Source organism: Bacillus sp. AFS037270, from assembly GCF_002585305.1.
In genome coordinates, this window is the sequence record NZ_NUNF01000041.1 from 93,884 (window position 1) to 116,505 (window position 22,622).

Annotated in this window: 19 protein-coding genes; 18 read left to right on the top strand and 1 reads right to left on the bottom strand. The window is 39.2% G+C overall.

The window, feature by feature from the left end:
- Nucleotides 1–9: 9 nt before the first annotated feature.
- Entirely contained in the window at nt 10–753 is a 744-nt protein-coding gene (locus tag COD92_RS20330) for an amino acid ABC transporter ATP-binding protein (RefSeq protein ID WP_098527420.1), read from the top strand.
- Between the two features lie 165 nt (nt 754–918).
- Nucleotides 919–1,149 (top strand): hypothetical protein, encoded by a 231-nt coding sequence (locus COD92_RS20335; protein WP_098527419.1) that lies wholly within the window; start codon nt 919–921, stop codon nt 1,147–1,149.
- 141 nt (nt 1,150–1,290) lie between these two features.
- Here COD92_RS20335 and COD92_RS20340 read toward each other — a convergent pair whose 3' ends face one another.
- Nucleotides 1,291–2,787 (bottom strand): peptide MFS transporter, encoded by a 1,497-nt coding sequence (locus COD92_RS20340; RefSeq protein ID WP_098527418.1) that lies wholly within the window; start codon nt 2,785–2,787, stop codon nt 1,291–1,293.
- A gap of 353 nt (nt 2,788–3,140) precedes the next feature.
- On the opposite strand from COD92_RS20340, the gene COD92_RS20345 reads away from it, so the two are divergent.
- The 16 genes from COD92_RS20345 to COD92_RS20420 all read left to right on the top strand — a co-directional run bounded on the left by COD92_RS20345 (nt 3,141) and on the right by COD92_RS20420 (nt 22,536).
- Complete coding sequence (locus tag COD92_RS20345) at nt 3,141–3,905, top strand: MerR family transcriptional regulator (protein ID WP_098527417.1); 765 nt, start codon at nt 3,141–3,143, stop codon at nt 3,903–3,905.
- A 231-nt stretch (nt 3,906–4,136) separates the two neighbouring features.
- Nucleotides 4,137–5,144, top strand: coding sequence for an ABC transporter ATP-binding protein (locus tag COD92_RS20350; RefSeq protein WP_098527416.1), 1,008 nt, complete (start codon nt 4,137–4,139; stop codon nt 5,142–5,144).
- Nucleotides 5,125–6,093, top strand: coding sequence for an ABC transporter ATP-binding protein (locus COD92_RS20355; RefSeq protein WP_098527415.1), 969 nt, complete (start codon nt 5,125–5,127; stop codon nt 6,091–6,093). Before COD92_RS20350 ends, COD92_RS20355 begins: the two co-directional genes overlap by 20 nt.
- Nucleotides 6,094–6,144: 51 nt before the next feature.
- Nucleotides 6,145–7,761, top strand: coding sequence for an ABC transporter substrate-binding protein (locus tag COD92_RS20360; RefSeq protein WP_098527414.1), 1,617 nt, complete (start codon nt 6,145–6,147; stop codon nt 7,759–7,761).
- Nucleotides 7,762–7,924: 163 nt separating this feature from the next.
- Complete coding sequence (locus COD92_RS20365; RefSeq protein ID WP_098527413.1) at nt 7,925–8,932, top strand: ABC transporter permease; 1,008 nt, start codon at nt 7,925–7,927, stop codon at nt 8,930–8,932.
- Between the two features lie 47 nt (nt 8,933–8,979).
- The gene (gene nikC / locus COD92_RS20370; RefSeq protein ID WP_255286504.1) at nt 8,980–9,849 is read left to right on the top strand and encodes a nickel transporter permease; all 870 of its coding nucleotides are present in this window, start codon (nt 8,980–8,982) and stop codon (nt 9,847–9,849) included.
- Nucleotides 9,850–9,993: 144 nt separating this feature from the next.
- On the top strand, nt 9,994–10,587 hold the full coding sequence (locus tag COD92_RS20375; protein ID WP_176541036.1) for a shikimate kinase: 594 nt from the start codon (nt 9,994–9,996) through the stop codon (nt 10,585–10,587).
- 52 nt (nt 10,588–10,639) lie between these two features.
- Nucleotides 10,640–11,404, top strand: a complete 765-nt coding sequence (gene aroD / locus COD92_RS20380) for a type I 3-dehydroquinate dehydratase (protein WP_098527410.1) — start codon at nt 10,640–10,642, stop codon at nt 11,402–11,404.
- 218 nt (nt 11,405–11,622) lie between these two features.
- Entirely contained in the window at nt 11,623–12,660 is a 1,038-nt protein-coding gene (argC, locus tag COD92_RS20385) for an N-acetyl-gamma-glutamyl-phosphate reductase (protein ID WP_098527409.1), read from the top strand.
- Between the two features lie 71 nt (nt 12,661–12,731).
- Nucleotides 12,732–13,961 (top strand): bifunctional glutamate N-acetyltransferase/amino-acid acetyltransferase ArgJ, encoded by a 1,230-nt coding sequence (gene argJ / locus COD92_RS20390; protein WP_098527408.1) that lies wholly within the window; start codon nt 12,732–12,734, stop codon nt 13,959–13,961.
- Nucleotides 13,962–13,973: 12 nt separating this feature from the next.
- Nucleotides 13,974–14,771 (top strand): acetylglutamate kinase, encoded by a 798-nt coding sequence (gene argB / locus COD92_RS20395; protein WP_098527407.1) that lies wholly within the window; start codon nt 13,974–13,976, stop codon nt 14,769–14,771.
- Nucleotides 14,771–15,970, top strand: coding sequence for an acetylornithine transaminase (locus COD92_RS20400; protein ID WP_098527406.1), 1,200 nt, complete (start codon nt 14,771–14,773; stop codon nt 15,968–15,970). The genes argB and COD92_RS20400 overlap by 1 nt, the downstream gene beginning before the upstream one ends.
- Before the next feature lie 5 nt (nt 15,971–15,975).
- A complete protein-coding gene (locus COD92_RS20405) occupies nt 15,976–17,052 on the top strand; it encodes a carbamoyl phosphate synthase small subunit (RefSeq protein WP_098527468.1) in 1,077 nt (358 codons plus the stop codon).
- Nucleotides 17,039–20,275 (top strand): carbamoyl-phosphate synthase (glutamine-hydrolyzing) large subunit, encoded by a 3,237-nt coding sequence (gene carB / locus COD92_RS20410; RefSeq protein WP_098527405.1) that lies wholly within the window; start codon nt 17,039–17,041, stop codon nt 20,273–20,275. Before COD92_RS20405 ends, carB begins: the two co-directional genes overlap by 14 nt.
- Nucleotides 20,259–21,236, top strand: coding sequence for an ornithine carbamoyltransferase (argF, locus tag COD92_RS20415; RefSeq protein ID WP_098527404.1), 978 nt, complete (start codon nt 20,259–20,261; stop codon nt 21,234–21,236). Before carB ends, argF begins: the two co-directional genes overlap by 17 nt.
- Nucleotides 21,237–21,324: 88 nt before the next feature.
- Nucleotides 21,325–22,536: an argininosuccinate synthase gene (locus COD92_RS20420; protein ID WP_098527403.1), complete on the top strand. Its 1,212-nt coding sequence runs from the start codon at nt 21,325–21,327 to the stop codon at nt 22,534–22,536.
- Nucleotides 22,537–22,622 lie beyond the last annotated feature (86 nt).

A 22,622-nucleotide genomic window follows, 5' to 3' on the forward strand; every position in this document is an offset into this window, starting at 1 on the left:
TGGGTGAATATGGCGATCATTGAAGTTTCAAACCTCAAAAAGTCTTACGGGAAATTGGATGTATTAAAAAAGATTACCTTTGATGTTAATAAAAATGATGTAGTAGCGGTCATCGGTCCCTCGGGTTCAGGGAAGAGTACGATGCTGCGCAGTCTTGTCCATCTTGAACAAGTAGAGGCTGGCAGTATCTGTGTTTCGGGTCAATATTTGGTGAAGGATGGAGTTTATCCAAAGCTTTCTGAGATTAAGCAGATTACCGCTAAGATGGGAATGGTCTTTCAGCACTTTAATCTGTTCCCGCACCTAACAGTTCAGGAAAATCTGATGATTGCGCCTAAATTGGTGAAAAAGGAAACTTCTGTTGAACTTCAACAGCAAAGCTCAGAGCTATTGGACAAAATAGGTCTCCTCAATCGTGCTAAGGCTTATCCGGCGAATTTATCAGGCGGACAAAAACAAAGGGTTGCCATTGCTCGGGCTCTTATGATGAGTCCTGAAATTCTGCTTTTCGATGAGCCTACATCAGCTCTTGATCCGGAGCTAACAGGTGAGGTGCTTCAAGTAATGAAGGATTTAGCTGAAGAACACATGACAATGATTGTGGTGACTCATGAGATGGGGTTTGCAAAAGAAGTGGCCAACAAAGTGATTTTCATGGACAATGGAGAGATAATTGAATCCGGCCATCCGTCTGAGATCTTTACTAATCCACAGTTCGAACGGACTAAGGTCTTTTTAAACCGCAGTTTATAAAATTAGAATATCAAATAAAAAGGCTTATCTTAATTAACCCTAAGATGAGTTTTTTTATTAAAGCTATGTTAAAGGTTATGGTTGATTTTTAGCATGTTGAGCAAAAGAAATAACATAATTATAGTTAGGTTAGAGAAGGATAAAGGTAAAAAGGGGGCCTTCTCAATGAATTTAAATCCGTCTAACAGTAAGGATCATGAAGAAAAGGAAAACCTTGCTTCCGTTTTAGAAAACTCAAAAGAAATGGAAGAAGATTTGATGCGGACTTATCTTATTACAGCAGAACGGGTGCATGATAATGAGGAATTAAAAGAACGCCTTGAAAACTTTGCCCAAGGAAACGCAAAACGGACGAAACAGTTAGTAGATGAATTAAATGATCTTACAGATAAATAAAAAAAAGGTGAAGTTCTCTTTAAATAAGAGACCTTCACCTTTTTTCATGAGATAAGACAGTTTAAAAGTTTTTGACTTTGAGNNCTTTCCCTGAGCGTCTTATGCTTGTCGGGGCTGACCAAGGCGCTTGCGCTTTTCTTATTATCGAATACCCTTCATTAATTGCTGAATTTTTGGTGCAAGCATTAATAGAATAATACCAAGGACGATGGAAGCACCGCCGATTACACCAAAATATGTCATTTCTGTTGCAGGTGTATAGAATTTAACTACTTGTGCATTTAATGCCTGAGCAGCTGCACTTGATAAGAACCATAAACTCATCGTTTGCGCAGAGAAAGCTGCCGGAGCTAATTTTGTAGTTGCTGATAGTCCTACAGGTGATAAACATAATTCACCTAGTACAACAATTAAATAACTAAGAACTAGCCATAATGGATTTACTAATGAATCTGTTCCTCCGAAATAGGCTGGAACAAGAATAACCATAAATGATAAACCTGCAAATAATAAGCCTAATGAGAATTTTTGCGGAATGGAAGGCTCGCGCTTGCCTAATTTCACCCATATTGCAGCAAATACAGGAGCTAAAACAATAATAAATAATGGATTTAATGATTGGAACCAAGCTGGAGAAATCTGTATACCAGCAAAATCTAATTGTGTCCGCTTATCCGCATAGTTGGCAAGGATGGTCGAACCTTGCTCTTGGATTGCCCAGAACATGACGGATGCAATAAACAATGGAATATAGGCGATAACACGTGATTTCTCAACTGATGTAGTTTTAGGGCTTGTGTACATGCGAATAAAGTAAATAGCCGGAATGAGAATTCCAAGAATACTTACAATGTTAATAAACCCTTCAAATGTTAATAACCCATTTGGAATCGTAATAAAACAAATAATAGCAATAACAATTATCGCAACTGCAAAATAAGTATATACTTTTTTCTTCTCAGAAGATGTGAGCGGGTTTGATACGGTGGTCCCTGCAAGACCAAGATTTTTCTTTTTTGTCATTAAGAAGACAACTAATCCTAAGAACATACCCACTGCTGCAATCCCGAAACCTAAGTGGAAGCTGGTATTCATGATCGTTTTGGAGCCAACGATTAATGGTGATAGGAAGGCACCGGCGTTAATCCCCATATAAAAAATACTAAATCCAGCATCACGGCGGTTATCATTTTCAGCATACATTTCCCCAACAACGGTTGAAACGTTTGGTTTTAATAACCCTGTTCCTAAGACAATCAATACCATGGAAACAAAGAAAAAGGCGATACTTCCAGGGATTGCGAGGGCAATATGACCAAGCATTATGAGGATGCCCCCAATGAACACCGCTCTTGACGTACCGAAGATTCGGTCAGCGAACCAGCCGCCAATTATCCCTGACATATACACGAGGGAACCGTATATCGACATAATCGATAAGGCCAAGGTTTGGTCCATACCTAAACCGCCCTTGGTTACACTATAATACATATAGTAAACGAGAATAGCTCTCATGCCGTAATAAGAGAATCTTTCCCAGAATTCGGTGAAGAAAAGGGTGAATAGACCTTTAGGATGTCCAAAGAATCCTTTCTGAGGTACACTATCCACAATTTTCTGCCTATTTAGATTTGACATTATACAACCTCCTCTTTATTATTCTATAATACTTTTCACATATTTGAATTGTCAAAAACTTTTTTTGGTAATAGAGTGAAGTTCAACTGAAAACCTTGATAATTCAATATATTTATAAATACTAAGGGAAAAAGAAAGTTTTTTTGAAATAATTAATTATTTCTGACTAGAAAAACTTTTCACTCTACTACATTAATAGAAGCTCTTAAATTGGTTAGGATTATTTTTTGAACTAAATGGAATTACAGAACTTCCAATTGCAAATCAAGAGGTATTGATTAAAATTGGGCATTCCGTTGATTGACTTTGACGTTGCGTAAAGGTGTATTGTTTAAACAAGAGGAGGTGAACGAATGGAGTATACAGTGCAAAAGTTGGCGAGCTTGGCGGGGATAAGTACTAGGACACTAAGATATTATGACGAAATCGGGATTCTTAAGCCGGCAAGAATCAATTCGTCAGGTTATCGAATCTATGGCAAGAAGGAAGTCGATCGGCTGCAGCAAATTCTATTTTACAGGGAATTAGATGTCAGCTTAGATAGGATCAAAGAAATTGTCACCGATCCGTCCTTTGATGGTGCGGCCGCACTTAGAGAACATCGTGAAAAACTCCTTGAGAAAAAGAAACAATTAGACTTATTAATTGCTAATGTCGATAAAACCATTGCGTTAACGGAAGGGAGAATGAAGATGGCCGATAAAGAAAAGTTTGAGGGCTTTAAGAAAAAGATGATTGAGGAAAATGAGAAAAAGTATGGGAAAGAAATTCGCCAAAAATATGGGAACGATAGAGTGGACCAATCAAATGCTAAGGTAATGAATATGACGCAGGAGCAGCATGATGAGGTCACTGCATTAGCTGAGAATATCACTAAAACCTTAGCAGAGGCGTTTAAAACAGGCGATCCAGGTGGGGAATTAGCCCAAAAGGCTGCAGAACTGCACAAACTATGGTTATGCTTTTATTGGACCGAATATAGCAAAGAGGCCCATGCCGGTCTTGCTCAAATGTATGTAGATGATGAGAGATTCACTGCCTACTATGATAAAGAGCAGCCAGGGACAGCTGAATTTTTAAGAGATGCCATTTATATTTACACGGGTAAAAAAATATAATATTAATATAAAAATAAGCCGAAAATTAGAACATAAGGTGCCTTACACCACACTGCAATAACGCTTTAATGCAGTGTGGTGTAAGGCTTTTTTTTATAATTTTTTTATTTTATTGACAAATTTCGATAATAACAGGCAGGGGATATATGTCATAATAATCTTAAAATTTGTTATATTATAATATTTCAAAAGGAAGGTTTATAAATCATAGATTAAGAGGTAGGTGTTAATGTGAGTCATATTTTACAGATAAAGAACTTAAAAGTATCGTTTCAGTCTGGGAAAACACTCTTACCTGCTGTTGATGGCATCAGTTTTAATCTGAGAGAAGGGGAAATTCTTGGAATCGTAGGTGAATCAGGGAGTGGCAAAAGTGTAACTTCGTTAGCCACTATGGGGTTAATTCCGTCACCACCAGGTAAAATTGAGGACGGTCAAATTATTTTTGAAGGAAGAGATTTAATAAACATCTCCGAAAAAGAGTGGCGTAAAGTTCGTGGGAATCAGATTTCAATGATCTTCCAGGAACCTATGACTTCACTAAATCCTTTGTTCACCATTGGGAATCAGGTGATGGAAGCCATCAAACTACATACCAATCTCTCAAAGAGAGAAGCACTAGTTCGAGGCATTGAATTATTAAGACTAGTAGGAATCCCGAGAGCAGAGGGGATTTTGAAAGAGTATCCACACCAATTATCGGGCGGAATGAGACAACGGATCATGATCGCTATGGCAATGGCGTGCAATCCTAAGGTGCTGATTGCGGATGAACCTACAACTGCACTTGACGTAACCATACAAGCACAGATTCTTGCACTAATGAAGGATTTAAATAAAAAAACCAATACATCCATTATCCTCATTACACACGATTTAGGTGTTGTAGCGGAGATTTGTGAGCGAGTAATCGTGATGTACTCTGGACAAATTGTAGAACAAGGTGATGTCAGAACCATACTTAAAAATCCTCAGCATCCTTATACTAAAGGACTATTAAAATCCGTCCCTGAATTAAGAGGGAAAAAGGAGCGTCTCTATAGCATACCCGGAACAGTCCCTGCGCCGGGAACTATTCAAAATGGCTGCCGGTTTGCGCCACGGTGTTCAGAGGCATTTGGTAAGTGCCATGAAGAAGAACCTCAATTATTGACCTTGGAAAAAGAGGAACATGAAGTACGCTGTTTCCTACATATATTGAAGGAGGGGAGTGACAAGCATGTCGGAGTTACTTCTTGAGGTAAATGGGTTGAAAAAGTACTTTCCGATCACTGGCGGACTATTTGGAAGGAAACAAGGTGAAGTGAAAGCCGTAGACGATGTTTCTTTTTATGTTAAAAAGGGAGAGACATTGGGCATTGTTGGGGAAAGCGGCTGTGGGAAATCGACTACTGGCCGTCTGTTAATGCGTTTAATAGAAGCAAGTGAAGGAAAGATTGTGTTTGAAGATAGAGAGATTACTAGTATGTCAAAAAATGAATTAAGAAAAACCCGTCGTGATATCCAGATGGTATTTCAAGACCCCTATGCCTCCTTAAACCCCAGACATTCGATTGAGCAAATTCTTGAAGAGCCGCTCATTGTTCATGGCATTGGCACAATAGAAGAACGAAAAAAACAAGTGCGAGAAATGCTCGAGGTGGTTGGCTTAAGCAGCTATCATGCCAAACGATACCCGCACCAATTCTCGGGCGGTCAGCGTCAACGGATTGGAATTGCTAAATCATTGATGACAAAACCGAAGCTGATAATAGCGGATGAACCTGTGTCAGCATTGGACGTTTCAATCCAAGCCCAGGTTCTTAACTTAATGAAGGATATCCAAAAGGAATTTCAGCTTACCTACATATTTATCGCACATGATTTAGGTGTGGTACGACATATTAGTGATCGTGTTGGCGTGATGTATTTAGGAAGATTAATAGAGTTAGCCGATAGTGAGCAGCTATATCAAAATCCCTCCCATCCATACACAAAGGCACTACTTTCGGCGGTGCCGATTCCAGACCCTGATCTAAAGAAGGAAACTATTTTAATTGACGGTGAGATTCCAAGTCCGGCAAACCCTCCATCAGGATGTGCCTTCCATACCCGGTGCTCACAGGTGATGGATATTTGTAAAACAACTAGACCTCAAGAACATGATTTGAATGGTCATTTTGTTGCATGTCATTTATATAACAAGTGATTTGCCGCATTTATGATAAAAAATAAAATGTACAGGGGGTAACAAACTTTTATGAAGAAAAAACCATTTATACTGTTGTTGATTTCTCTGTTAGCCATCAGCATGTTTTTGGCTGGCTGCAACAGTAAAACAAATGAAGCAACAGGAGGCAAGAAAAATCCTGCTTCTGGAAGTGCAGCGAAAAAGGACACACTAGTTTATGGCCGTGGAGGAGATTCTACATCACTAGACCCCATCACCTCAACGGAAGGTGAAACATTTAAAGTAACGGAAAACATTTTTGAAACCTTAATCCAATATGGCGACCAGGATACTACCATCAATCCTGGACTTGCTGAATCATGGAAAGTTACTCCTGATGGATTAACGTATACCTTTAAACTTCGGCAAGGAGTTAAATTTCATGATGGTACCGATTTTAATGCAGAAGCAGTAGTTTTTAACTTTGATCGCTGGATGAATGGTAATGCAGACAGCTTCCCTTACTATACCATGTTTGGAGGTTATAAAGGGGAAAAAGGACATGTGATTAAAGAAGTTAAAGCGGTTGATGACCATACTGTACAATTTGTATTGACAAGACCTCAAGCACCATTTTTAAAGAACCTAGCTATGTCTCCGTTTGGAATTGCCAGCCCTGAGGCAGTTAAAAAATACGGTGATAAATTTAGACAGCATCCTGTTGGTACAGGACCATTTAAATTCGTGGAGTGGAAAGAAAACGATACAATTACGCTTGAGAAAAACCCAGACTACTGGCAAAAAGGCTACCCTAAGTTAAACAAAGTGATTTTCCGTGTCATTCCTGAAAATACAGCACGTCTTAACGCTCTTGCCAATGGAGAAATTGACGTAATGGATGGCCTAAACAACTCAGACGAGGCCACAGTTAAAGCAAATGCCAATCTTCAAGTGATTGAACGCCCGTCAATGAACGTGGGTTATATTGGTTTAACGACCACTCGTAAACCATTTGATAACAAGCTCGTTCGTCAAGCCATTAATTATGCAATTGATAAAAAATCAATCATCGATGCATTTTATGGAGGAAAGGCACTTGAAGCTGTTAATCCAATGCCACCTTCGATTGAGGGATATAATAAGTCTGTTGAGCCATACCCATATGATTTGGAAAAAGCTAAACAATTGTTAAAAGAAGCGGGTTATGAAAAAGGATTCGAAACTGACCTTTGGGCCATGCCTGTAGCTCGTCCATACATGCCGGAAGCTCAAAAGGTGGCAGAAGTGATTCAAGAAAGCTTAAGTAAAATTGGTGTCAAAGCGAAGATCCAGTCTGTTGACTGGGCAACTTACTTAGATAAAGCAGCCAAAGGTGAGTTTGATATGTTCATGCTTGGCTGGACGGGTGACAATGGAGATCCTGATAACTTCTTATACACCTTGCTTGATAAAGACAGCATTGGTAGCAATAACTATTCTTATTATAGCAATGACCAATTGCACGATATCTTAATTAAGGCGCAGACAGAAACGGATCAAGCTAAGCGTAATGACCTTTACGAGCAGGCACAAGTAATCATCCATGATGATGCTCCTTGGGTTCCGCTTGTACACTCAACACCATTGTTAGCGGCCGGGAAAGACGTAGTTAATTACTTGCCGCATCCAACAGGTTCAGAAGCACTGACAAAGGTTGAGTTTAAATAATAAAAAAATCGCAAGCGCCCGTTTAGCGAAGTACACTAGTCGCTGGGCGCTGGAGCTGGCCAATTTTTAAAGTGATGTAATAATTTCTTATCTTGGAACAAAGGGGAGGGATTTTCCCTCCCTTTTGGTAACTTAAAGTTCATTCTCAAAAGAGGTGAAAAACTTGTTTACGTACACAGTCCGCCGAGTGTTTTCTCTAATACCTGTTTTAATTGGAATGACACTAGTCGTTTTTGCTATTATCCATGCCATTCCCGGTAATCCAGCACAAGTCATTCTTGGTCAAAGGGCAACTGCAGAATCGATTGCTACTCTAACAAAGGAATTAGGATTAGACCGCCCATGGTACATACAATACGTAGATTATATTAATGCATTAATTCATGGAGATCTAGGGGTTTCGCTGAGGACAAGAGGTCCTATTAATGAAGAAATTTGGTCTTACCTTGCAGCCACAGCGGAATTAACGATTGTTGCAATGTTTATAGCCGTTATTATTGGAGTAAATGCAGGAATTGTTAGTGCCTGGTTCTCGAGATCATGGTTTGATTATGTGGCAATGGTACTTGCCCTGATTGGGGTATCACTGCCAATATTTTGGCTTGGTTTAATGGAGCAATGGGTATTCTCCATACATTTAGGCTGGCTTCCAACCACAGGTAGAGAGAATGTTAGAGATCCCGTATCAGCCATTACCAATCTATATTTAGTAGATACGTTATTACAAGGAAGATTTGACCAATTTATCGTTGTTCTCAAACATTTGATACTGCCTAGCTTGGCACTGGCCACCATTCCCATGGCAATAATTGCAAGAATGACACGTGCCACGATGCTAGAAGTGATGAAATCAGATTATATCCGTACTGCAAGGGCAAAGGGGCTAAGTATGTTTTGGGTGGTTTATAAGCATTCTTTAAAAAATGCGATTATCCCAGTACTAACGATTATCGGATTGCAAACAGGCCTGCTATTGGGGGGAGCCATCCTAACAGAAACAATTTTTGGCTGGCCAGGAATTGGCCGATATTTATATGATGCAATTGGCTATCGTGATTATCCAGTGATTCAGTCAGGCATTTTATTAATTGCTGCCATTTTTGTCCTTATTAATTTAATTGTGGATTTATTGTACGTCTTTGTTGATCCAAGAATTAAATATACGAAATAAAGGAGGGGGATTTTTAAGTGGCGGAACTTGTAAAAAAAGCAGCTAATATTGAGCCTGTATTTGTTGAAGAAAAGCTGACGCCTCCTTGGAAGGAAGCATGGATATTATTTTATAAAAATCGATTAGCCCTGGCTGGCTTGGGGATTGTAGGATTTTTTATTATGATTGCCATTTTAGCACCGATCATTGCACCCTATAGTTTTAAAGAGCAAGTGCTAACAGATCGAATGCTCCCTCCTTCAAGTGATCATTGGTTCGGCACAGATGATTTTGGCCGTGACATTTTCTCACGAATTGTATACGGGGCAAGAATATCTTTATGGGTGGGATTTTTTTCGGTCCTTGGATCTGTCGTATTTGGGACCATTTTAGGAATTGTCGCGGGATATTATGGCCGCTGGATTGATTCGCTTATCTCGCGTATTTTTGATATCATGCTTGCCTTCCCTAGTATTCTATTAGCCATAGCGGTTGTGGCAATCCTTGGACCATCTTTACAAAACGCATTAATTGCCATTGCTGTTATTAATATTCCGAACTTTGGCCGGCTTGTCCGATCTAAGGTGTTAAGTGTTAAGCAAGAAGAATACATTATGGCAGCCCGAGCAGTGGGGATGAAGGACACACGAATTCTCTTTCGTCATATTCTCCCTAACAGTATTTCACCAGTCATTGTCCAAGCAACTTTAGCGATTGCCACATCTATAATCGAAGCGGCAGCCCTGGGTTTTCTCGGAATGGGGGCACAGGCGCCGACACCAGAGTGGGGAAAGATGCTGGCAGATTCAAAAAATTATATTACCCAGGCTCCATGGACATTGTTTTTTCCGGGAATCGCTATCATGCTGACAGTGCTGGGATTTAATCTAATGGGAGATGGACTAAGGGATGTCCTTGATCCGAAGATGAAGAACTAAGGTGTTTAAACCCGAGACTCCAGCAGGGGTCTTTTTCTTTTGTTTTTTTAGTTGCAATATGCTCAAATACTCACATAAACATTGTTTTTCAATAGGGGGAACTATTATAATTATGACAAGATAATGTCACTTATTTCAAAAAAGATGATTATACAATTCATATCCTTGAGGGGGAATAATATATTGGTTTATCGGGGAGTTTCTTTAAAAGAAATGAGTATAGTTTTTATAGGGTTTATGGGTGTAGGAAAAACTACTATTGGTAAAGCTGTCGCGAAAAAACTGTATCGAGATTTTATCGATATTGATGCGGAGATAGAAAAAGAATACGGCATGCCAACGTCTGAAATCTTTAATAAGATTGGAGAAAAAGCATTTCGTGAAAAAGAAAAAAGTGTAATTACAGATTTATGCAAGAAGAAAATGAAGATTATTTCTCTAGGCGGCGGGGCATTTTTACAAGAAGAAATCAAACAGGTTTGTTTAGAAAATTGCCTTGTTATTTTCCTAGATTTATCATGGGAAAATTGGAAGGAGCGAATAAGTCTGATTATTGACAGCCGCCCTGTTTTAAAAGGAAAGTCCTTAAAAGAAATTGAAGAACTGTTCTATAAGCGTCAAGAGATTTACGCTGTTCATCATTCTGTAGTATCAACCGATAATCAAGATGTTGAAGATATAGCGGATTATATTGTAGAGTCATTAAAATTAGCCTGGGAATTATATGGTGAAAAGTAACCGTAATACCTCACGAACTTTTGTTTAAAAAATAGTAAAGGACTGGGGAAAAATGAAGAAAACAATTACAGTCAGAGGTATTACAATTGGGGAAGGTGCTCCTAAAATTTGTGTTCCGATGGTAGGGACAAGCTTAGCTCAACTAATAGAGGAAGCAAACTATTTAAACACACTTGATTTGGATGTAGTAGAGTGGCGTGTCGATTTCTTTGAGGATGTCGAACAAATTGAAAAGGTAAAAGAGGCTTTAAGTGAGATTCGAGGAATCCTCACAGAGACCCCTCTTGTTTTTACTTTCCGTAGTGCTAAAGAGGGCGGAGAAAAAGAGGTGAGCACCGCTTTCTATTTTGAATTAAATAAAGCTATCGCTGAAACTAGCCTAGCCGATATCGTCGATGTTGAGTTATTTAATGAAGAAAATGATGTTAAAGCATTAATAGAAGCAGCACATGCACATAATGTTTATGTGATTATTTCTAATCATGATTTTCATGCTACTCCTGCAAAAGAGGAGATTATCTCACGTTTATGTAAAGCACAAGAACTAGGTGGAGATCTGCCGAAGATAGCTGTAATGCCAACTAGTACGGCTGATGTACTTACATTGTTGGATGCAACCACTACTATGAATGAACAGTTTGCTGTCAGACCGATTATTACTATGTCTATGGCAGGAAAGGGAGTTATCAGCCGCTTAGCTGGAGAATTATTCGGATCGGCCCTTACTTTTGGAGCTGCTAAGAAGGCTTCTGCACCGGGACAGGTAGCGGTTAAGGAACTGCGAAGCGTATTGAATTTGCTCCATACAAGCCTATAAATTAATATTTGGTAGTTAATCCTATGAAGTTCCTGTGCATCTCAGGAGCTTTTTTTTGCATAGGAAATGTATAATCTTACAAAGGTTAATGTAAGCGTTTGCAAAATTAAATACGGTAATTTTCAGTAAAAATCAAAAATTAGGGTAATTAACTATTGAATAATTATATAAGGGTATGTATAATAATACATTATAAAAGCGACTTGGGAGTGGAAGAAATGAAAGCTGCAATTATCGGTGGAACAGGTTATGGATCAATTGAGTTAGTCAGGTTAATAAATAAGCACCCATACTTAGAGATTGGTTCAGTTGTATCCAACTCCCAAGCTGGGGTTAATTTTAGTGATGTGTATCCACATCTTTCCGACGTTGTTGTTCAACCGCTTGAAACATTTAATGCTAATAGATTAAGTGAAGAAAATGACATTGTTTTTCTCGCTACCCCTTCAGGTGTGAGCAGCAAACTGGTACCACAGCTGCTTGAAAAAAGAATCAAGTGTATTGACCTATCGGGAGATTTTCGGCTGAGGTCGTCTGAAGAGTACGAGAATTGGTATAAACACTCATCACCGGAAGAGATGTACTTAAAACAGGCAGTCTACGGTTTGAGTGAAATCTATAAAGAGGAAATCAGGCAGTCAACTTTAATAGCTAATCCCGGCTGCTATCCAACAGCAACCAATCTTGGTCTTTTACCCATACTTAAATCAAAATTAGCAGATGAAAAATCCATTATTATTGATGCTAAATCAGGAGTATCTGGTGCGGGAAGAGGCTTGTCATTAACTTCCCATTACTCAGAGATTAATGAAAATACTAAAGCTTATAAATTAGGAAAACATCAACATATCCCTGAAATAGAACAAGTATTGTCGGATGAGAGTGGTAATCCTATTACCGTTACCTTTACTACACATCTTGTTCCAATGACAAGGGGAATCATGTGCACGATGTATGTGAATCTAAAAGAAAAAATTTCAACCAAAAAAGTTATTGATTTATATAAACAATTTTATCAAGAATCTCATTTTATAAGAGTACGCCCGGAAGGAAATATACCCGCAACAAAAGAAGTTATGGGATCAAACTTTTGCGATATAGGCTTGCATGTAGATGAACGGACTAATCGGTTAACTGTCATCTCAGTTATCGACAATTTAGTAAAAGGGGCTGCAGGTCAAGCGATTCAAAACGCCAATCTAATGAATGGCTGGGACGATCAAACTGGGCTCACTGATTTACCAATATATCCATAAGTTAAAGTTAATAATTTACTAGTTAAATAGCCCGGTTAAACGCCAAGGGAATCTTAAGGGGGAAAAGAAAAGTGACACAAGCCACATCAACCAACAAAATCGTTATACTTGGAAATGAGAGTGTAACCTTACCAAAGGGGTATAAAGCGGGCGGTATGCATTGCGGAATTAAGAAGAAGCGCCTTGATTTAGGATATATCGTATCGGAAGTCCCAGCCGCAGTAGCGGGAGTTTATACGACTAATATTTTTCAAGCTGCGCCACTAATCTTAACCCAAGAAAGCATAGCAAAAGAAAATAAAATCCAAGCAATACTTGTAAACTCTGGTAACGCCAATGCCTGTACAGGCGAGCAGGGTTTACTTGATGCAGCAGAGATGCAAAAAAAATTCGCAGACGAGTTAGGCGTACAACAGCATCTTGTGGCAGTTACTTCAACGGGAGTAATAGGTGAATTGCTTCCAATGGATTGTATAAATACAGGAATAAAACAAATCCTCCAATCGGAATATGAACAAGAGGAAAATTTTAAACAAGCTATATTAACAACTGATACTTGTATCAAACAAATTGGTGTTCAATTAACAATAGATGGAAAGACCATTTCAATCGGTGGTGCTGCAAAAGGCTCCGGGATGATTCATCCGAATATGGCCACCATGCTCGGCTTTGTAACAACCGATGCAAACATAGCCCAAGAGGACTTATTAGCAGCTCTTAAGGATGTAACAAATCACACTTTTAACATGATTACGGTCGATGGTGATACAAGTACTAATGATATGGTACTGGTTATGGCAAACGGATTAGCGGGCAATGAACAGCTAACAAAAGACCATCCAGACTGGGATTGTTTTGTAGACGGATTAGAAATCGTCTGTAAGGAACTTGCCAAAAAGATTGCTAGAGATGGTGAAGGTGCAACAAAGCTTGTTGAAATCCAAGTAAGTGGAGCTTTCAGCACAGATGCAGCTAAAACGGTCGGCAAATCAATCATTTCTTCTAATCTCGTTAAAACAGCTATCTATGGAACAGACCCTAACTGGGGACGAATTGTCACAGCGGCTGGATATAGTGGTGTACCAATTGAACCTAATTTATTAGAGGTTTCGATCGGTCAATATAAAGTGTTTGAAAAGGGCTTACCGTGCCCAATTGTTGAAGAAGAAGTAAAAAACTACTTGGAACAAGAGAACGTTGTTATATATGTTAACTTAAATCAAGGTGACTACAGTGCCACTGCCTGGGGATGCGATCTTACTTACGATTATGTGAAAATTAATGCATCCTACCGCACTTAAGGGAGGACAAAAATGAAATATTTAGTCATTAAGTGTGGCGGAAGTGTGTTAGAAAATCTGCCAAGATCATTTTATGAAGATATCGTAAAAATGCATACATCTAGTGAGTGGACGCCCATTATTGTTCATGGCGGGGGGCCATTAATTACATCTTTACTAAAAAGCTTAAACGTTGAAACCAAATTCGTGAATGGATTAAGAGTAACTGACCATCAAGTGTTAGACGTAGTCGAAATGGTTTTAAGCGGGTCGGTCAATAAACAAGTGGTTAGAAACCTTGTAGAAGTAGGTGGAAACGCTGTTGGTATTAGCGGCGTGGACGGTGGATTACTAAAGGCTGCGCCAACAGCTGATGCAAAAACCTTAGGTTTTGTTGGAGAAGTGGTAGAAGTAAATCACAGCATCATCAAAGGCATTATAAACCAAGGTTTTATCCCGGTTATATCTCCTGTAGGAATTGATGCCGGTGGGCAGCGTTACAATATAAATGGTGATATTGCTGCCTCAGCGATTGCCAAGGCATTAGAAGCAAACCTTTGCTTCATCAGTGATATTCCGGGAATCTTAGTCGACAACAATGGGGTAAAAACAAAGCTTGATAAAGTCTCAAAGACCATAATTGAACAAATGATCCAAGAGCAAACCATTTATGGAGGAATGATTCCAAAGGTCAAAGCCGCGATTGACGGTCTTGTTCACAACATCCCAGAAGTAGGAATCATTAATGGGTTTGAGAAAAATAGTCTGTTAGACTACTCAAACGGCAAATGCGTCGGTACAAAAATTGTCTTAGAAGAGGAGATAGCCTAATGGTTAACAATACATCCGTCTCCCTAACCACACCAGTAATGGCCACATACAGCCGTTTTCCTGTCACGTTAGTAAAGGGAAAAGGTAGTTACGTGTGGGACGACCAGGAGAATCAATTCTTAGATTTCACTTCAGGAATAGCCACATGTAACTTAGGGCATGTTCCTGATCCAGTTAAGGAAAAGCTAGAGGAACAATTGCAAAACCTGTGGCATTGTTCAAATTTATATAACATTCCTAATCAAGAGCAGCTTGCTGCCTTACTAACAGCTAATAGCTGCGGCGATCAGGTTTTTTTCTGCAACAGTGGTGCCGAAGCGAACGAAGCTGCTATTAAACTGGCAAGACGATACGCTAATAAAATAAAAGGAAACAGTTCTTCAGAAGTGGTTACCTTTCAACAATCCTTTCATGGAAGAACTTTAGCTACTTTAACTGCAACAGGACAAGAAAAAATCCAACAGGGCTTTGCACCGCTAATGCCTGGATTCAGCTACCTGCCATTTAATGACGAGGAAGCGTTAGATCAGCTTATCACCCTTAAACCTGCAGCAGTTTTACTAGAATTGGTTCAAGGTGAAGGCGGAGTTATTCCGGCAAATCAAGAATGGGTGACAAAACTAGCACAAATCTGTAAGGAAAATGAGATCCTCCTGATGGTGGATGAAATCCAAACAGGAATCGGCAGAACGGGAACATTATTTGCCTATGAGCAATATTCTATCGAACCAGATGTGATAAGTATCGCAAAAGGGCTGGGTTCTGGTTTTCCAATTGGAGCGATTATTGCTAAAGAAGAGGCAGCTAAAGGGTTTGAACCCGGCAGCCATGGCAGTACTTTTGGCGGTAACCCCTTGGCAACAGCAGCGGGGCTTGCCACAGTGACCCATATTATTGATAGTAATCTGTTGGAAGAGGTTAAGGAAACGGTAAATTATCTCGACCAGCAGCTTCTACAATTAAAAGAGAAGCATGATTTTATAAAGGAAATTCGCGGTAAAGGTCTCCTAAAAGGATTAGTGGTGGAGATAAATGCTTTGGAAATCGTGCAAAAAGCGATTGCCAACCATCTCTTAATCTTAACTGCAGGACCGAATGTCGTTCGAATCTTACCGCCATTAACCGTAACAAAAGCGGAGATTGATGAATTTACTGTAGCGTTGGAAGAAACATTCCAAAGTATAGAGAAAGGCGTGTGAATATTTTGGAAAAGGGTTATCTTACTTTGGAAACAGGAGAAGTTTTTGAAGGTGTACTAATAGGTGCAGAGAAGGACTCTCTCGGAGAGGTCGTTTTTAATACAAGTATGACCGGGTATCAGGAAATCATCACAGACCCATCCTATGCCGGACAGATTATCACTTTCTGTTATCCAATTATAGGAAACTATGGGATTAATGCATTAGATGATGAAAGTATTTCTCCTGCCTTAGCAGGAGTAGTAATAGGTGATTTATGTGAAACACCTAGTCATTATCAATCCATAAATAAATTTTCAGAAAAGCTGAAAAATGCAGGGGTTGCCGGGATTGCCGAGGTAGATACAAGACGGCTTGTCAAAACTATTCGCAGCCGTGGAACGGTAAAAGCCTATCTAGGTAAAGAAAAGGGAATCAAATTGCCTAGCGATCAAAAAACAACGATGTGGGTAGAAAAAGTATCTACGAATAAGATTCAATATTTCAAGAATAATGGGCCTCACGTCGTGCTAATGGATTTTGGATATAAAAAGTCTATCCTTCATGCGCTTTTAGAGGAAAACTGTTCAGTAACCATTGTCCCTTACACAACTTCATTCGAGAAAATAAAATCCTTAAATCCAGATGGAATTTTATTAAGTAATGGACCTGGAGACCCCATGCAGTTAAAAGCATGGTTCCCGGAAATTAAAAAAATTACCCAGGCCTTCCCAACACTTGGAATATGCCTTGGCCATCAGCTAATTGCATTGTCATATGGGGCAAAAACTACAAAACTTGCTTATGGACACAGGGGCGGAAACCATCCGGTTAAGGAATTGACAACCGGTAAGGTGAAAATAACCGCTCAAAATCATAGCTATGTTGTCCTTGATGAGAGCATTGATCAAAAGGTATTTAATGTTACCTACCGAAATATAAATGACCAATCGATAGAAGGATTGCAACATAAATTGTATCCAATTCAAACCGTTCAATTTCATCCGGAAGCACATCCCGGACCAAGCGACACGGATTATATTTTTAAAGATTTTGTGAGTCAGATCGCATCATTGGGAGAGAACATTTATGCCGTTAAATAAAAATCAAAAAAAAGTACTCGTCATTGGTTCAGGCCCGATTGTAATAGGGCAGGCAGCAGAATTTGACTATGCCGGAACACAAGCGTGTATCGCCTTAAAAGAAGAGGGAATTGAAGTTGTTCTTATTAATAACAATCCGGCCACGATTATGACTGATGAGGCAGTTGCCGATAAAGTATATATTGAACCTTTAAATGTAGAAACTATTGAGAAAATTATCCAAAAAGAACGTCCTGATGGAGTCATAGGTACACTTGGCGGTCAAACAGGATTAAATTTAACCGTTGAGCTATTTGAACAGAAAATTTTAGAAAAATACAATGTTGAACTTTTAGGGACTTCGGTTGCATCCATTAAGAATGGTGAGGATCGCGAGAAGTTCCGTAACTTAATGTTAAAAATTGGTGAACCAATCCCAGAATCTGAAATCATTCATAGTTACGAAGAAGGCGTTCAGTTTGTTCAAAAAATCGGTTTCCCTGTCATCATCCGCCCAGCCTATACACTTGGGGGAGAGGGTGGAGGATTCGCTTATAACGATGAGGAACTTGAACTTGTGCTAAAAAAAGGTTTAGCCGCAAGCCCGATTCACCAAGTCTTAGTTGAAAAAAGCATTAAAGGCTGGAAAGAAATTGAATATGAGGTCATGAGAGATGCAAATGATACGTGCATCATTGTTTGTAATATGGAAAATATGGATCCCGTTGGAGTTCATACTGGAGATTCCATTGTTGTCGCCCCATCACAAACATTAACAGATGTTCAATATCAAATGCTGCGTGACGTTTCTATTAAAGTAATAAGAGAGTTAAAGATTATCGGTGGATGTAATATTCAGTTTGCGCTTCACCCGGAATCCAATCAATACTATATTATCGAGGTTAATCCAAGGGTAAGCCGTTCATCGGCGCTTGCTTCAAAGGCAACAGGATACCCGATCGCAAGGATGGCGGCAAAGTGTGCGATTGGTTATCATCTTGATGAGATTGTGAACCCGATAACAGGTAATACGTTTGCTTCTTTTGAGCCAGCGATTGATTATATTGTGGTGAAACTGCCCCGCTTTCCATTTGACAAATTCCCTGAAGCAGACCGGACATTGGGAACACAAATGAAAGCAACAGGGGAAGTAATGGCAATCGACCGAACATTTGAAGGTGCTTTAAACAAAGCGATTCGCTCTATGGAAATGAATGTTTATGGTCTATGTCAAACAGCTTATGAGTCATTAGAAGAATCCTCTTTAATTGAATTGCTTCGTATAGCAAATGATAAGCGATTATTTGTCATCGCGGAAGCGTTTAGAAGAGAGTTCACTCTTGAAAAAGTACAACAGCTGACAGAGATTGACCCGTGGTTTTTACACAAAATTAGCTCAATCGTTGCGTTAGAAAAGGAACTAGCATCCTATCAATGGAGTACCGTTCCAGTCGACCTGCTTAAAAGAGCCAAAAGAAATAATGTGGCCGATAAGTTATTAGCGCAAATTTATGAGATCCCGGAAAAACAAGTAAGACACAAGTGGAAAGAACTACAGTGGAAGCCGGGGTACAAAATGGTTGATACTTGTTCTGCTGAATTTGATGCCATTACACCTTACTATTATTCTACATGGCATGGTAGTGATGAGGTAGAAATCACAGATAAGAAAAAAATTCTTGTCATTGGTTCTGGTCCAATTCGTATTGGTCAAGGAATCGAATTTGATTATTGTTCTGTTCACGCGGCTAAAGCTCTCAAGAAAAAAGGTTTTGAAGCTGTTGTAATTAATAACAATCCTGAAACTGTAAGTACAGATTATTCGGTTGCCGACAGCTTGTATTTTGAACCGCTCGCTGCTGAAGATGTCTTACATGTAATTGAAAAAGAAAAAGTGGATGGCGTGTTAATCCAGTTTGGCGGTCAAACTGCTATCAATCTTGCTCATGATTTAGAAGAAGAAGGAATTAAGATTTTAGGAACAACAGTTAAAAATGTTGACCGCTTAGAGGATCGTAAGGAATTTTATCAACTCCTGGATGAATTAGCGATTCCTCACATTGAAGGAAAAACAGTTTCGCAGCCTGATGAATTGATAGAAGCGGCTAACTCCTTGGGCTACCCAGTACTTGTTCGTCCATCCTATGTAATTGGCGGCCAGTCCATGTTTACGATTTATTCTGAACAAGAGCTAGTACAGTACATTAACCAGCTTGAAGAAAATTCACATGCTGAAATGTGGCCTTTATTAGTTGATAAGTTCTTACCAGGGCTGGAATGTGAAATTGATGTCATCTGTGATGGGGAAAATATTGTCGTACCCGGTATTTTTGAACATATTGAAAAAGCAGGGGTTCATTCCGGTGATAGTATTACAGTTTTTCCGCCAATCTCTTTATCTAGCAAAATAAAAGGAACATTAATTGATTATGCAGGCAGAATCGCAAAATCTGCTCCTGTTATTGGTATCATGAATATCCAATTTGTTATCTATGATGAAACTGTTTATGTTCTGGAGGTAAATCCGCGTTCATCCCGTACAGTGCCGATTATTAGTAAGGTGACTGGCGTTCCGATGATTGAGTGGGCTACACGTGTTCAATTAGGTGAATCCTTAACGGAATTGAGTCAAGATTTAGGGTTACTCGCCGAACCTGATTACTTTTCAGTAAAATCTCCTGTCTTTTCTTCTAGTAAGCTTAAAGGAGTCGATCATGTACTCGGACCGGAAATGAAGTCCACTGGAGAAGTACTCGGAATTGGTACTAACTATCAGGCAGCACTACAAAAATCTGTCCCTTTAATCAATGGAACTAAGGGAGAAGGGTATCTGCTATGTTCGATTTCAGATAGAGAAAAAACGGATAGTCTTGCTATTTTAAAGGAACTAGTAAAAGAAGATTACAAGCTTGCGGCTACAGAAGGAACGGCTGAATTTCTAAAGTCCAATGGTCTCTCTGTAGAAATAGTGGTTCAAGACGAAAAAGATTTAAATAATATCTTCCGAAATAAACCAATTCTGGCCGTTATTAATATACCGAATCAAGGTCGAAATAAAAATAAATTTGGTTTCCATTTACGTGAATATGCAGTCCGCTATAAAGTACCGGTGTTCACACATCTAGATACCATTGAAACCACATTAGGCGTGCAAAAGAAGTTTGGAGCTGAATATGAAGTAAGGACGGTTAGTGAGTATTACAAATATGAGAAAGAAGGTGCCGTTCATGTTAGAAGCAATTAATACGGACGGAAAAAGCATCAGCAATAAACAAACATTTAAAGGTATTGATTTTTTACAGCTAGCTGATTACAGTACCGATCAAGTCCTTTGTTTGCTAGATGAAGCGGTTGAATTAAAAAGAATGCAAAAACAAGGTAAACCCCATCCATTCTTAAGCGGGAAGGTATTGGGTATGATTTTTGAAAAATCCTCGACTCGCACAAGGGTTTCCTTTGAAGTAGGGATGCTGCAGTTAGGAGGACATGCAATCTTTTTAAGTTCAAGGGATATTCAGCTCGGCCGCGGCGAGAGCATTTCTGATACCGCGAAGGTATTGTCCCGTTATATTGATGGAATTATGATTCGAACATTTTCGCATGAGTCTGTTGAAGAGTTAGCCTCTCATGCCACAGTACCAGTCATTAATGGATTAACAGACCTGCAGCACCCAACCCAGGTGCTTGCAGATTTGCTAACTATCCTTGAGCATAAAGGGAAGTTGGCAGGCTTAAAGCTTTGTTATATTGGTGATGGAAATAATAATATGGCTCATTCTCTAATGGAAGGGGCCGTTAAAGTCGGGATGAATATCAGTATTGCAAGTCCTGCGGGCTATCTGCCTAATGAGGAAATTACTGAAAGAGCCATTCAAGCAGGCAAGGAAACGGGAAGCACGGTTACAATTACAAATGATCCTTATGAAGCGATAAAGAATGCTGATGTGGTTGTCACAGATGTTTGGACCAGCATGGGGCAGGAAGAGGAAACTGCCATCCGTTTAAAAGCATTCCAAGGCTTTCAAGTCAATGAGGAATTATGCAGCCATGCGAATAACGATTTTATCTTTTTACATTGTTTACCGGCACACCGTGGTGAAGAAGTTACGAGTGAGATTATCGATGGACCACATTCAGTTGTATTCGATGAGGCTGAAAACCGTTTACACGCTCAAAAAGCAATTTTAAAACTTTTACTATCATAATGGGTTCCTTTTTTATGAGATGTGTTGTATAATCATTCTATCGAATGAATAAAAATCCATAAAGTATTCAAGGAGAGTTAAGATAAAAATGACTAAGGAAAAGATTGTATTAGCATACTCAGGCGGTTTAGATACATCTGTATCAGTAAAATGGATCCAAGAAAAGTACGGTTATGATGTAATTGCGTTGGGTTTAGATGTCGGTGAAGGTAAAGACTTAGAAGCTATTAAAAATAAAGCATTAAAAGTTGGCGCTTCGAAAGCGTATATGATAGATGCAAAAGAATTGTTAGCAAAAGAATATATTTTACCAGCTTTAAAGGCTAATTGTTTATATGAAGGTAAATACCCGTTATCGTCAGCTCTATCAAGACCGCTTATTTCTAAATTATTGGTAGAAGTTGCGGAAAAAGAAGGAGCAACGGCTGTTGCCCACGGTTGTACAGGTAAAGGGAATGACCAAGTCCGCTTTGAGGTATCCATCCAAGCATTAAATCCTAGTTTAAAAGTGGTTGCACCTGTTCGTGAGTGGGGTATGACCCGTGACGAGGAAATTAAATACGCGGAAGAAAACGGAATTCCTATTCCAGTAAATTTAGACAATCCATTTTCCATTGATGCCAATATCTGGGGACGTGCCTGCGAGGCAGGAGTTCTCGAAGATCCATGGGCAGAAGCTCCAGAAGCAGCATTTGACTGGACTAATCCAATTGAATTGACACCAGATGCACCTGAATATATTGAAATCGAATTTGAACAAGGGGTTCCTGTTGCACTGAATGGCGAAAAGCTTCCACTTGTTCAGCTTATTGAAACACTTAATACGCTTGGCGGTAAGCATGGAGTAGGCCGTATCGACCATATTGAAAATAGATTAGTAGGGATTAAATCTAGAGAAGTGTACGAAAACCCTGCTGCATTAATTTTAATTAATGCTCATAGGGAATTAGAGTTTTTAACGCTAACTCGTGAGGTTACCCAATTTAAGACACAGGTTGAACAGCAAATGGCGAAGATTATTTATGAAGGTCTTTGGTACTCACCGATTAAACCAGCACTTGATGCTTTTATTGATGAGACACAAAAGGTAGTTTCTGGTACAATCCGTGTTAAATTGTTTAAAGGAACTCATACAGTGGTTGGACGTAAATCACCACACAGCCTTTACAATGAAGAATTAGCAACCTATGCTAAAGGTGATGCTTTTGATCATAATGCCGCTGTTGGCTTTATCAAGCTTTGGGGGCTGCCAACTAAGGTGTATTCTGAAGTAAATAACAAAGAAACGATTTTAAAATAATCCGGATTGCCCTCGAATCCATTTTCGGGGGCTCTCTTCTTTATTGTAGATAAGAAAGTATAAAAATTGACTTTGAGAATTGTCTA

Bases quoted from the DNA above. Each gene is read 5' to 3' on its own strand.
- COD92_RS20330 (WP_098527420.1), top strand. From the start codon at position 10: ATGGCGATCATTGAAGTTTCAAACCTCAAAAAGTCTTACGGGAAATTG.
- COD92_RS20335 (WP_098527419.1), top strand. From the start codon at position 919: ATGAATTTAAATCCGTCTAACAGTAAGGATCATGAAGAAAAGGAAAAC.
- COD92_RS20340 (WP_098527418.1), bottom strand. From the start codon at position 2,787: ATGTCAAATCTAAATAGGCAGAAAATTGTGGATAGTGTACCTCAGAAA.
- COD92_RS20345 (WP_098527417.1), top strand. From the start codon at position 3,141: ATGGAGTATACAGTGCAAAAGTTGGCGAGCTTGGCGGGGATAAGTACT.
- COD92_RS20355 (WP_098527415.1), top strand. From the start codon at position 5,125: ATGTCGGAGTTACTTCTTGAGGTAAATGGGTTGAAAAAGTACTTTCCG.
- COD92_RS20360 (WP_098527414.1), top strand. From the start codon at position 6,145: ATGAAGAAAAAACCATTTATACTGTTGTTGATTTCTCTGTTAGCCATC.
- COD92_RS20375 (WP_176541036.1), top strand. From the start codon at position 9,994: ATGATTATACAATTCATATCCTTGAGGGGGAATAATATATTGGTTTAT.
- aroD (WP_098527410.1), top strand. From the start codon at position 10,640: ATGAAGAAAACAATTACAGTCAGAGGTATTACAATTGGGGAAGGTGCT.
- argC (WP_098527409.1), top strand. From the start codon at position 11,623: ATGAAAGCTGCAATTATCGGTGGAACAGGTTATGGATCAATTGAGTTA.
- argB (WP_098527407.1), top strand. From the start codon at position 13,974: ATGAAATATTTAGTCATTAAGTGTGGCGGAAGTGTGTTAGAAAATCTG.
- COD92_RS20400 (WP_098527406.1), top strand. From the start codon at position 14,771: ATGGTTAACAATACATCCGTCTCCCTAACCACACCAGTAATGGCCACA.
- carB (WP_098527405.1), top strand. From the start codon at position 17,039: ATGCCGTTAAATAAAAATCAAAAAAAAGTACTCGTCATTGGTTCAGGC.
- argF (WP_098527404.1), top strand. From the start codon at position 20,259: ATGTTAGAAGCAATTAATACGGACGGAAAAAGCATCAGCAATAAACAA.
- COD92_RS20420 (WP_098527403.1), top strand. From the start codon at position 21,325: ATGACTAAGGAAAAGATTGTATTAGCATACTCAGGCGGTTTAGATACA.